The 12666-nt window shown below is 45.2% G+C and carries 12 protein-coding genes; all 12 read left to right on the top strand.

The genetic code is table 11. The features are described from left to right. The first annotated feature begins 99 nt into the window (after positions 1-99). Genes wbpD through wecB form a run of 12 tightly spaced genes read left to right on the top strand, consistent with a single transcriptional unit; the run spans position 100 to position 12662 of the window. Positions 100-681, top strand: a complete 582-nt coding sequence (gene wbpD / locus AC1ROI_RS19975) for a UDP-2-acetamido-3-amino-2,3-dideoxy-D-glucuronate N-acetyltransferase (RefSeq protein WP_102594007.1) — start codon at positions 100-102, stop codon at positions 679-681. A gap of 5 nt (positions 682-686) precedes the next feature. Then, on the top strand, positions 687-1772 hold the full coding sequence (locus AC1ROI_RS19980) for a DegT/DnrJ/EryC1/StrS family aminotransferase (RefSeq protein ID WP_102594008.1): 1086 nt from the start codon (positions 687-689) through the stop codon (positions 1770-1772). Further along, a complete protein-coding gene (locus tag AC1ROI_RS19985) occupies positions 1769-3049 on the top strand; it encodes a lipopolysaccharide biosynthesis protein (protein WP_102594009.1) in 1281 nt (426 codons plus the stop codon). The genes AC1ROI_RS19980 and AC1ROI_RS19985 overlap by 4 nt, the downstream gene beginning before the upstream one ends. A gap of 29 nt (positions 3050-3078) precedes the next feature. Beyond that, a complete protein-coding gene (locus tag AC1ROI_RS19990) occupies positions 3079-4455 on the top strand; it encodes a hypothetical protein (RefSeq protein WP_146012947.1) in 1377 nt (458 codons plus the stop codon). A 59-nt stretch (positions 4456-4514) separates the two neighbouring features. Then, a complete protein-coding gene (locus tag AC1ROI_RS19995; protein ID WP_102594011.1) occupies positions 4515-5699 on the top strand; it encodes a glycosyltransferase family 4 protein in 1185 nt (394 codons plus the stop codon). Between the two features lie 11 nt (positions 5700-5710). After that, on the top strand, positions 5711-6766 hold the full coding sequence (locus AC1ROI_RS20000) for an acyltransferase family protein (RefSeq protein ID WP_102594012.1): 1056 nt from the start codon (positions 5711-5713) through the stop codon (positions 6764-6766). A 21-nt stretch (positions 6767-6787) separates the two neighbouring features. Further along, positions 6788-7924, top strand: coding sequence for an N-acetyl sugar amidotransferase (locus AC1ROI_RS20005; RefSeq protein ID WP_102594013.1), 1137 nt, complete (start codon positions 6788-6790; stop codon positions 7922-7924). Further along, positions 7921-8535 (top strand): imidazole glycerol phosphate synthase subunit HisH, encoded by a 615-nt coding sequence (gene hisH / locus AC1ROI_RS20010; RefSeq protein WP_102594014.1) that lies wholly within the window; start codon positions 7921-7923, stop codon positions 8533-8535. The genes AC1ROI_RS20005 and hisH overlap by 4 nt, the downstream gene beginning before the upstream one ends. Before the next feature lies 1 nt (position 8536). Further along, entirely contained in the window at positions 8537-9319 is a 783-nt protein-coding gene (locus AC1ROI_RS20015; RefSeq protein WP_102594015.1) for an AglZ/HisF2 family acetamidino modification protein, read from the top strand. Positions 9320-9351: 32 nt separating this feature from the next. Continuing rightward, on the top strand, positions 9352-10386 hold the full coding sequence (locus AC1ROI_RS20020) for a polysaccharide biosynthesis protein (RefSeq protein ID WP_102594016.1): 1035 nt from the start codon (positions 9352-9354) through the stop codon (positions 10384-10386). A gap of 3 nt (positions 10387-10389) precedes the next feature. After that, on the top strand, positions 10390-11508 hold the full coding sequence (wbjC, locus tag AC1ROI_RS20025; RefSeq protein ID WP_102594017.1) for a UDP-2-acetamido-2,6-beta-L-arabino-hexul-4-ose reductase: 1119 nt from the start codon (positions 10390-10392) through the stop codon (positions 11506-11508). A gap of 23 nt (positions 11509-11531) precedes the next feature. Further along, the gene (wecB, locus tag AC1ROI_RS20030; protein WP_102594036.1) at positions 11532-12662 is read left to right on the top strand and encodes a non-hydrolyzing UDP-N-acetylglucosamine 2-epimerase; all 1131 of its coding nucleotides are present in this window, start codon (positions 11532-11534) and stop codon (positions 12660-12662) included. The last annotated feature ends 4 nt before the right edge of the window (positions 12663-12666 follow it).

The following is a 12666-nucleotide window of genomic DNA, read 5'->3' on the forward strand; positions in this document are numbered from 1 at the left end:
TCTTCAAGAAAAGCCTCTGGGGATGTGCGTAGCGATTTATCAATACGCAATCCCCAAGGTCACCATAGTGCGACCTACCCTAGAAACCAGGAGTGATATGTGAATTACACGGCTCACAGCAGCGCGATAATTGATGACGGTGCAATCATCGGTGAGAACTCTCGTGTCTGGCACTTTGTTCATGTTTGCGGTGGAGCGCGGATTGGAAGGGGAGTTTCTCTGGGGCAAAATGTTTTTGTCGGTAATAAAGTAGTGATTGGAGATAACTGTAAGATACAAAATAATGTTTCAGTTTATGATAACGTGACATTGGAAGAAGGTGTATTTTGCGGCCCCAGCATGGTATTCACCAATGTCTACAACCCGCGCTCGTTGATAGAACGCAAAGATCAGTATCGAGATACGTTAGTACAAAAAGGAGCGACATTAGGCGCTAATTGTACGATTGTCTGTGGGGTTAAAATCGGAAAATTTGCATTTATTGGCGCTGGAGCCGTAATTAATCGTAACGTCCCAGCGTATGCGTTGATGGTTGGTGTGCCCGCCCGGCAGATAGGGTGGATGAGCGAGTATGGCGAACAACTGGAACTTCCGCTGGAAGGAGGGGGGGCAGTGAAATGCATGCACAGCGGTGTGTCCTATGTTCTTGCCGGTAACGTTTTAACTAAAATGGATGCGTGAATACAATGATTGAGTTTATTGATTTAAAAAAACAACAGTTCCGAATTAAAGATAAACTTGATGCCGCCATCCAGCGAGTTTTAGCCCATGGCCAGTACATATTAGGCCCGGAAGTAACAGAGCTAGAGGCCCGGCTTGCAAAGTATGTGGGTGCAAAACATTGCATCACTTGTGCGAACGGAACAGACGCACTACAAATTGCCCTGATGGCCTTAAACATCGGCCCGGGAGATGAAGTCATCACCCCTGGTTTCAGCTATATTGCAACTGCTGAGGCCGCCGCGGTGCTCGGTGCAACGCCGGTATATGTTGATGTCGACCCTCTAACTTACAATCTTGATCCGGTATTGCTAGAAGCTAAAATAACTGCAAAAACGAAAGCAATTATACCTGTCTCCCTGTATGGGCAGTGTGCTGATTTTGATGCAATAAACCTGATTGCAGGAAAATACGACATCCCCGTGATTGAGGATGCCGCTCAAAGTTTCGGTGCGACATATAAAGACAAAAAGTCATGTAACTTAAGCACAATTGCATGTACCAGTTTTTTTCCAAGCAAACCTCTTGGTTGTTATGGAGACGGTGGTGCTATGTTTACAGACAACGACGATCTGGCCGTGGTATTGCGGCAGATTGCGCGGCATGGGCAAGATAGAAGATATCACCATGTTCGTGTTGGTGTGAATAGTAGGATTGATACTCTGCAGGCTGCAATTCTTTTACAAAAACTTGATATATTCGAAGATGAAGTAACGCAGCGACAAGCAGTGGCTCAGAAATATAACGTGTTGCTTAATGAAGCAGGGATTTTGACTACTCCGTTTGTGGCTGAAGAGTCAGTAAGTGTATATGCACAATATACCATTAGGGTCGATAATAGGGACAAAGTGCAAAGTATACTTCGGGATGCAAATATACCCTCTGTGGTGCACTACCCGATACCTCTAAACAAACAGCCAGCGGTGGCGGATCCTGAAGCAGTGCTGTTGATTGGAGACAGGATAGCAGGCGAGGTGTTGAGCCTGCCCATGCATCCTTACTTGAGCGATGTCGAGCAACAGCATATTGTAGCAACGCTGCGGGACGTATGACCTTGATCCGTAAACTCATACCCGAAAACAGTTTCGCCAGAAACGCTATAACTCTTATGACTGGCACTAGCATAGCCCAGGCAATACCAATAGCGATCAGTCCGATTCTGACGAGATTGTATACTCCTGAACAGTTCGGTGTTTTCGGGTTGTACCTCGCACTGACATCGATAGTGTCAGTCGTTGTAACGGGGCGATACGAACTCGCAATAATGCTGCCAAAAAAAGATAGCGAAGCAGCGCAAATTGTAGCTCTATCAGTTGTTCTGAGTTTTCTAATAAGCTCGATAATACTGTTGTGTGTGGTTTTTTTTAATACTGAAATTACTCATTTGCTAGGGGCGCCAGAATTATCGCTATGGCTATACTTATTGCCCCTTAGCACACTTTTGGGTGGTGTATACCCTAGTCTCAATTATTGGTGCAATAGAAAGAGAAACTATAAAAGGCTGGCGTTGAGTCGAATAGTGCAAACTAGCGCTACCTCTTCGATTCAATTGGGAGTTGCGGGGGTTGGCCCATCAGTTGGATTGATTGGCGGGCAGATTCTGGGGCAAGGCGTCGCCACAGTTGTACTCGGTCGTATAGTTGTAAAGGAAGACGCAGAATTGCTCAGAAGTGTTACTAAGCTTCGAGTATTAGCAGTAGCCAGGAAATATACAAAGTTTCCGAAATACATGGTTGCTGGTCAGCTAGCCAGTGAAGTATCTGTCCAGATTCTCCTGTTGCTTCTGGGTATGTTCTTTGGGCCAGCTATTGCTGGTTTTTATTCGTTGGCGCAACGAGTATTGGCAGCACCAATTTCTTTAGTCGCAGCAGCTATTGGTGATGTATATAGACAAGAGGCTGCCTTTACATATAAGAAAACTGGTAATTGCAAAGATCTGTTTCTTCGAACTGCATTGAAGTTATTTGCGTTTGCATTTATTCCAGCCCTTCCAGTTTTCTTTTTCGGCCCTTGGTTGTTTGCTCTATTTTTCGGCGAGGAGTGGCGTGCTGCTGGAGAGATGGCATCAGTTGTATCCATCATGGTTTTCTTTCAAACAGTGTCTACTCCACTTAGCCAAACAGTATTGTTTGCTGGAATGCAATCTACAGATTTGATCTGGCAACTCTCCAGGTTGGGGTTGTCATTGCTGTCATTTTATATAGCTTATACCATGTTTAATAACTACCAGATTGCAATTATCATGCATGTGGTCTTGTTCTCTTTTTTGTACCTTACTCATACTGTGCTTCAGTATCGGGCAGCCTCAGGAAAAGTTAATAACAAGTGAGTTTTCGTCCGGTCAGAAGCTCCGGTCGAATGCAAGATACACCCTTGGCTAAATCAATAGGAGCCTGTTTGTTGATATCATCATCTTTGCGTTCTCTGTGTAAATCCAGACTGGTTCTTTTGGCGTGCATGCTTCTATACGCTTATTCACTTTATTTTGCACATGCGGAATACTTGAGTAATGTTCAGTTTATGTGGGGCTTCAAAGTTCCGTCGGTCGACATCTACAGGGTAGTGGTCGCCGTTATATTTATTGCGGTTCCATCCTGTCTTCTTCCATCCTCCATTAGCAAGCCTTCTTCATTGTTTGTATTCGTTACTTTTCTGTTTGTATATGTGCCAAGTATTGTAATTACAGTCGGGAATTATACAGACAGTTTGGATACTTATGGCTCTCTGTTGATGGCGTTCTGCGCCGGGTTTTCCATTGTCTGTCTAAGTTCTAACGTTATAGGGGCGGAAGAAAGTTCACGTAAGGATGTACCTAGTTTCTATCTGGGGCTTGGAATGCTAATGGTTTGGCTCGTGTTTTGTGCGGTATTGCTAAATACCTATTTGCCGATGATGAACTTTGTCGGGCTTGATGATATTTATCAGCAGCGAGAGTTGGGCGCCGCAACCTCTTTATTTATGGGGTATGTTCAAGTCTATTTTGCATACATGATCAGTCCATTCTTGCTGTCTTACGGATTGCTCAAAAAGAATGTTTTATACATGATTGTTGCAGTGGTCGGATTTTTGATTATGTTTATGATCACGGCTGAACGCACCGTGATGCTTTTGCCGTTTGTTATTTTTATAGTTTACATGGTTTGTGCTAAAGGTCTAAATAGTTACAAGCATGTCTGCATATTTGTAATCTTTTCGTCTTTGTTGAATTTTGTTATTTCCTTTTTTTATCTCAATAGCGATGTGGTCGACAAGCTCGGCTTTTATTTTCTAACGCGAACGATGGCCTTGCCAGGTATTTTATTTTCCCAGTATTACGACTTGTTTTCAAAGTTGGGCTTTACTTACTGGAGTCACGTAACTGGCTTGGGAGCGTTGGTGGGCGTACCTGATGCATATGCGGATGATGCAAAATGGCCCATGCTTGGAAAAATAGTAGCCGAGCGGGTCATAGGCGTGGAAAGTAATTCCAACGCTAGTTTGTTTGCTACTGACGGTGCAGCTGCCTTTGGTGCCGTGGGTGTATTTGTCATCTGCGTTATTTTTTCTTTGTGGTTGATAGTGCTAGATTCGGTTGGAAATCGATGGAACAGGGCATTCGTGATTTCGGCGTTGTTTCCTGTGTCTTACGCCCTAACAAATGGCTCGTTTTTCACCATTCTCTCTTCATTTGGAGGGTTGTTGTGGGTAGTGTTACTATTGGCAGCCTCCAGGAAAAATAAATTTCAGCAGACTTGAGATTTCCTTTGGTCTGTGTATGGATAAATTAAGAATTTAAAAAGGTTTGGCGGGTGCAGATGAAAATTTTAATGCTGTGCGACTTTTTTAACGAAACGCTGGAATATCAAGAAAATCTACTGGTTAAATATTACGTTAAACACGGGCATGATGTGGTTGTAATTGCTTCGACATTTGAGTCGGTATTTGATTATTACGCAGATAGGCACGATAAGACATTGCCGGTACGTGCATACGTGAACGAAGGGGCGAAAATCATAAAGTTGCCCTATAAGTTTAATATTCTCAACAAGTTGCGCAGATATACTGATATTGCCGGAATTCTGCAGGAAGAAGCACCCGATTTGATTTTCGTGCACGACATAATGCTTAATTTTCCAGAGGTAATTAAGTACAAGAAACGAAATCCCAATGTAGTTGTCATTATGGACTATCATGCCGATTACAGTAACTCTGGGAAAAACTGGTTATCGCTGAAAATATTACATGGTGTTATTCGTAAGTGGTACCTGGACAGGGCTCGTAAGCACCTCAGTAAGATTTTCCCTATTGTTCCCGCCAGTGCGACATTTCTCAACGAGGTGTATGGCGTTGAATATTCCGAGATGGAGATCCTCCCTCTTGGTGCTGATACGGATCGTGGAAGACTATTAAAAGAACGTTCTGTCGGGTCGGCGCTGCGTAAACAACTTGGAGTTCCTGAAGATCATTTCGTTATTTTCAGTGGCGGTAAATTGAGCCCTGCTAAACGTACCGAAATCCTTATCCAAGCGTTTAATAATATCTGCTCCCCCAAGGTCAGCCTGGTGATTGTCGGGGAAGCAAGCGAAGCAGACGCTGCCTACAAAGCTAAGCTTGTATCTCTTGCCAGTGAATCAAAAAATATACATTTTACTGGGTGGTTGAATAATGATCAGGTATATAGCTATTTAGACATGGCTGATCTGGCTGTTTTTCCTGCAAGCCAATCCATTATCTGGCAGCAAGCCATTAGCATGGGGCTGCCTATTATAGTTGGGGATTCAGGACATCAGGATATATCCTACTTAAACCTTAAGGATAATATTGTGATCTTTCAGAAGGATGACATTACTGTTGAAAAGTTTCAGTCGGCAATCGTCAAGCTATTAGATGATCCTGTACTGTACGAGAGGATGTGCGATGGGGCGAAATTTGTGACTGACACCCAGTTGAACTGGGATGTTCTTATAGAAAAAACCACTCGCTTCAATAAAGTGGTCTAGGGTATGAAACAATGAGTGTATTCAACTCTCCGACTAAGCTGTTGACCATTAATAATCTTGACTTGATTCGGCTTGTTGCTGCATTTCAAGTGGCTTTGAAACATGCGCTGATTCATCTGGAAGTTGATGATTATTATATCGAGCTTGTCAGCGTGTTTCCTGGGGTGCCAATCTTCTTTTTGCTCAGCGGTTTTCTCATCTACCGTTCTTACGCAAACTCTGGTTCCATGCAAACTTTTTTTGCAAACAGATTGTTAAGAATATACCCGGCACTGGTGGTTTGCTTTGTGCTTAGTGTTGTGATGTTGATTTGGCTAGGGTATCTGCCTTTGTCAACATTGATTACGAAAGATTTTGTAGTATGGGCAGTTGCGCAGTTAACATTGTTTCAGTTTTATAATCCGGATTTTTTACGTGGATTCGGTGTTGGCGTAGTAAATGGCAGCCTTTGGACTATATCTCTGGAGATGCAGTTCTACTTTTTGACACCTCTATTGTTCTATGTCGTGCGCAAGTCGCGATCGATGTGGGCGGTTCTCATGGCATTTTTTGTTGCTTGTCAGGTACTGCATCCATTTGTTGCATCAGACACATTGTATTATAAGTTGCTGATGGTCAGTTTCTTTCCATGGTTCTGTATGTTCATTTTTGGGGCGTGGATGTCGACCAGAGATGACCTCGTCAAGAAAATAATCGATGCGCCACTTTGGTTGTTTGTTGTTGTGTATGCAGTGGTAGATGTTATTTGCTATTGGGCGGGTATGAGGGTTGTCGGTAACGAGATCAACATCATCTCGTTCCTTGCCCTTTCAGCATTAGTGTTCAAGTTGGCATACACCAAACCGGAACTCTCACGAAAAATTTTGGGCAAAAATGATATCTCCTATGGAGTCTATATCTATCACATGCCCATTGTGAACGCTTTCATCTTTTTCGGATGGATCGGAACACCCTATTTTGTATTGGCGGCAATGATGGCTACGTTTCTATTTGCCTATCTGTCATGGATTTGTATTGAAAGACCGATGCTCGGTTTGAAAAAAACCACGCTGCGGCGGTTTAGTTAATTCTTGAGAAAGGAAAAGTTGATGGGTAAATATCAGATTTGCAAGAAATGCATCATGGATACTTCGGATCCGAATATTTCGTTTGATGATCATGGTGTGTGTGAATACTGCAATAACTTCGAAAAAAATATCCAGCCTAACTGGAATACCGGATCAGCTGGCGAAGCCGAGTTGATGAAAATAGCGGATAAAATCAAGAAGGATGGTGTGGGTCGGGACTTCGACTGCATCATAGGTCTGAGTGGCGGTCTCGACAGTTCGTATCTGGTCTATGTCGCAAAAGAAAAGCTTGGGTTAAGGCCTCTCCTTTTTCACGTTGATGCGGGATGGAATACAGACCAAGCAGTCGGCAATATCGAAAAGCTGGTCGATGGGCTGGGTCTGGATCTCTATACCGAAGTGATCAATTGGGAAGAAATGAAAAGCCTGCAGGTCGCTTTTTTGAAATCTCAGGTTCCAGATCAGGATATTCCTCAAGATACTGCTTTTTTCTCTGGGCTGTATAAGTTTGCCAAAGCCCATAAGATTAAGTATGTACTGACCGGCGGTAATTATTCTACGGAGTGTTGCAAGGAGCCTGAAGAATGGGGCGCCTATCCGGGGATCGACAAGACACTCATCAATGGTATCCATAACACCTTTGGTACCCGAAAGCTCAAGACCTTTCCTATAGTCGATGTACTTTCCTATAAAATTTATTATCGTTATGTGCTTGGGATGCAGGTTGTTCGACCACTGAATCTGGTGCCTTATATCAAGCATGAAGCTGAAGAGACACTCGACCGTTTGTTCGGGTGGAAAAAATTTCAGCACAAACATCACGAATCAAGATTTACTCGGTTCTACGAAGATTATTGGATGCCTCGCAAGTTTGGTTACGAAAAGCGGCGAGCGCATTTTTCCAGTCTTGTTATGACAGGCCAGATGACCCGAGAAGCCGCCTTGGGGCGAATCGCGAAACCAGAACTGGATGAACAGTTCCTGAAATCCGAATTTGAGTATGTTGCTCATAAACTGGACTTGACTGTGCCGGAGCTTCAGAGCATTTTCGAAGGCCCTAACAAGACCTGTCTTGACTACAAAAACAAACGTTTCTTGATTGGAATAGGTTCTCGAGTCCTGAGTGCACTAGGTTTGGAAAGAAGACTCTTCAGATGATCACGATCATAGATTACGGCTTGGGTAATATTCAGGCCTTTGTTAACGTCTACAGACGGCTGCATATCCCTGTTTCGGTTGCCAAGGTTGCGAGTGACCTCGAGGGCGCCAGCAAGCTGATCCTGCCGGGAGTAGGTGCGTTTGATCACGCAATCGAGCGACTGGACGCATCTGGTATGCGTCCTGCTCTGAACGAGCTGGTTCAGCATCAAAAAATTCCGGTTTTGGGAATCTGTGTTGGCATGCAGATCTTAGCTGATAGCAGCGAAGAAGGTTCGTTACCCGGACTGGGTTGGGTACCGGGGAGCGTGAGATCATTCAAGGCAATTCCAGAGCTTTCGGCATTGGCGTTGCCGCATATGGGCTGGAATGATGTGACACCGGCGTCTGATTCTGCTCTTTTCAAAGGATTTGAAATGGAATCGCGGTTCTACTTTCTTCACTCGTTTTTTTTCGATTGTTTAAATGCCCAGCATATAGCTGCTACCTCGTCGTACGGTCTGGATTTCAGTTGCGCTGTTCGAGCTGACAATGTGTATGGAGTGCAGTTTCATCCTGAGAAAAGCCACCACTTCGGCGTTGGTCTACTGAAAAATTTCGCGGAACTATGAAATGTTAAGACCTCGAATAATTCCATGCCTTCTGATTCAGGATGGTGGGCTGGTTAAAACAGTAAAGTTCAAGGATCCCAAGTATGTTGGCGATCCGATCAATGCCGTAAAAATATTCAATGAAAAAGAAGCTGACGAGCTGATTGTCATTGATATTGATGCAACGGTTAATAACGTTGAACCTAACTATCAGCAAATTGCCAAGCTTGCAGCCGAGTGTCGGATGCCGTTGTGCTATGGCGGCGGTATTCGGACGGCTGAGCAAGCCAAAAGAATTATTGCCTTAGGCGTGGAAAAAGTAGCGATCAGTTCTGCGGCGCTGGAGAATCCTGGCTTAATCACACAAATTGCAGAAGAGATTGGTAGCCAAAGCGTTGTCGTCGTCCTTGACCACAAGTCACGTTTGCTTAGTAAGTCCAGCGATGTATGGACCCACAATGGCACTCGAAATACCAAACGTAGTGTATTGGACGTAGCTCTCGAGGTAGAAAAACTTGGAGCGGGCGAGATCGTGATCAACTCCATCGACAACGACGGTCGTATGAAAGGCTACGACATAGACCTTGCCGTTAAACTACGCGAGGCGGTTCACATACCGATCACCGTTCTGGGTGGCGGCGGGTCGCTTGAGGATATGCGCAGCGTAGTCGCCGCTTGTGGTGTTGTGGGTGTTGCAGCAGGTAGCTTCTTTGTGTTTAAAGGGAGCTATCGTGCAGTATTGATTAGCTACCCAAGTGCACAACAGAAAGACGAATTAATTTATTCAGCTCTACGAACTAAGTAACATCGCCTGGTTCGCGGCAAGGGTAGGACATTATGTTTAGTGGAAAAAAGCTTCTTATCTCCGGTGGCACCGGGTCCTTTGGTAATGCTGTTTTAAAGCGTTTCCTGGATACCGATATTGCTGAAATTCGTATTTTTAGTCGGGACGAAAAGAAACAGGATGACATGCGCAAGCGCTACAGCAACCCGAAGCTGAAGTTCTATATCGGTGATGTGCGTGATTATCAGAGCGTTCTAAACGCGACCCGTGGCGTTGATTATATTTTTCACGCCGCAGCGCTTAAGCAGGTTCCATCTTGTGAGTTTCACCCGATGGAAGCAGTAAAAACCAATGTCATCGGTACTGATAACGTCTTGGAAGCAGCGATACAGAATGAAGTTAAGCGAGTCGTTTGCTTAAGTACCGACAAAGCCGTTTATCCCATCAATGCGATGGGCATCTCTAAAGCCATGATGGAAAAGGTGATGGTCGCCAAATCCCGCAATGTGGATGAGACCAAAACTGTCATTTGTGGCACTCGCTACGGGAACGTCATGGCATCCCGTGGGTCAGTTATCCCGCTGTTTATCGAGCAGATTCGTGCGGGTAAATCCTTGTCAATTACAGACCCTAACATGACTCGTTTCATGATGACGTTAGCGGATGCTGTCGATCTGGTTCTGTATGCTTTTGAGCATGGTAATAACGGTGATCTTTTCGTTCAGAAGGCGCCTGCAGCAACAGTGGAAACGCTTGCTCGCGCCTTGACGGCAATGCTTGGGCAGCCCGAACATCCGATCCAGATCATCGGAACGCGCCATGGAGAAAAACTTTACGAGGCGCTGTTGAGCCGGGAAGAGATGGCTTGCGCAGAAGATATGGGTGACTACTTCCGTGTACCTCCTGATTTGCGAGATCTGAATTACAGTAAATTTGTTGAGCAAGGCGAAGAGAAAATCTCCACTATGGAAGATTACAACTCGCATAACACCGAACGCCTTGACGTTGAAGGAATGCAGAACTTGCTGCTCAAACTGGATTTCATGCGTGCGATTCAGCGCGGCGAACACGCGACTCCCGAGGAATAAGGCATGAAAGTATTGATCACCGGTGCCAACGGGTTCGTCGGTAAAAACCTCGTTGCTCATCTGAAAGAGCGAAAAGACGTCGAGGTGGTGCGGTTCTGTCGCGAAGACAATATTGCCAGCCTGCATTCACTCGTATCAAAGGTGGATTTTATTTTCCACTTGGCCGGTGTCAATCGTCCTCAAAACGTTCAAGAGTTTAAAGTTGGTAATACGGATTTAACGCAGGCCCTATGCGCTGCTGTTGCTGCCACAGGTCGCGCCATTCCTTTGCTTTACACATCTTCAATTCAAGCTGAATTGAATAATGATTATGGCTCTAGTAAACGAGATGCCGAAGAAGCGCTACTAAATCTTTCCAACCAAAACGGCAGTCGCGTACATTTATTTCGATTGCCAAATGTATTTGGGAAGTGGGCGCGACCTAATTATAACTCCGCCGTCGCGACCTTTTGTCACAACATCGCGCATGGACTACCTATCAGCATAAATGATGCTGACGCCAAGATTTCGCTTGTTTATATCGATGACGTCATTAAATGCTTTGTCGCTGTCATGGATGGTGAGCAATCTGGTGATCCATATGTCGTCGTTGATCCTCAATATTCAACCACAGTAGGTGAGCTTTCAGCTCAGCTCCATGAGTTTAAGACAAGTCGACAGTCGATGATCACGGAACGTGTGGGGACCGGTTTGGTTCGCGCACTGTATTCTACCTATCTCAGCTATTTACCCCCTGAAGATTTCACCTACGAAGTTCCTAAATATGGAGATGATCGTGGCGTCTTCGTCGAGATGCTTAAAACCAAGGATTCTGGCCAGTTTTCTTATTTTACTGCCCATCCAGGCATTACCCGAGGCGGCCATTACCATCACTCCAAAACAGAAAAATTTCTCGTTATCAAGGGCAAGGCCTGTTTCCGGTTTCGCCACATAGCATCGGGCGAGTTCTACGAACTCTTCACTGATGGGGACACACCGGAAATTGTTGAAACTGTACCTGGCTGGAGCCACGACATCACGAATGTTGGTGAGAATGAAATGATCGTGATGTTATGGGCGAACGAGATTTTTGATCGTGAGCTTCCAGACACATACACTATGCCTGTGGGCACCCAGGCCTGATTGAATTAGGGATGAGCATCGCAATGAAGAAGTTGAAAATCGTTACCGTCGTTGGCACTCGCCCTGAGATCATTCGTTTGTCACGAGTCATCGCCGCGCTGGATAAGTACTGTGAGCACGTACTCGTCCATACGGGTCAGAATTATGACTATGAGCTGAACGAAATATTTTTCCAGGACCTGGGGATTCGCAAACCGGATCATTTTCTCAATGCGGCAGGTAGCAGCGGCGCGGAAACGATCGGGAACGTGATTATCTCGGTGGACCGTGTGCTCGCGTCTGTTCAACCTGAAGCTCTTCTGGTGCTGGGTGATACCAATAGCTGCATGGCGGTTATCCCTGCCAAGCGACGCAAGATTCCAACGTTCCACATGGAAGCGGGTAATCGTTGTTTCGATATGCGGGTACCCGAAGAGATCAATCGGCGGATCGTAGATCATACGGCTGACATTAATCTAACCTACAGCACCATTGCGCGCGATTACCTGCTCAAAGAAGGTCTGTCGCCCGACATGGTGATCAAGACAGGGAGCCCGATGTTCGAGGTCTTGAATCATTACCGCGATGGTATCGAGGCGTCGGATGTATTGCAGCGTTTGGAGCTCGAATCCGGTAAGTTTTTTGTAGTGAGTGCACACCGCGAAGAAAATATTGACTCTGACAAGAACTTTCTAAAATTGGTCGATGTTCTAAATACGGTTGCAACGAAATTTGGTTTTCCTGTCATTGTTTCTACTCACCCGCGTACCCAGAAGCGTGTCGATGCAATGGGTATCGTATTTCATGAGAATGTTCAGCTCCTCAAGCCGTTGGGGTTCAAGGACTACAATAAACTTCAACTTGAGTCCAAAGCAGTGCTTTCCGATAGCGGGACGATCAATGAAGAGTCTTCGATTCTCAATTTCCCAGCGCTGAATATTCGCGAAGCCCACGAGCGTCCAGAGGGTATGGAAGAGGCCGCTGTGATGATGGTGGGACTCGAGGTTGAGCGGGTATTGCAAGGGTTGATGATTCTCGAAACGCAGGCTTCTGGTAGAGAGCGTACTTTGCGTCTGGTTACGGACTACAGCATGCCCAATGTTTCTGAGAAAGTGGCAAGGATCGTACACAGTTATACTGATTATGTTAATCGGGTCGTCTGGAAGCGTTACTAATTCG

The sequence above is a fragment of the Pseudomonas sp. GW823-FHT02C02 genome, assembly GCF_058797635.1.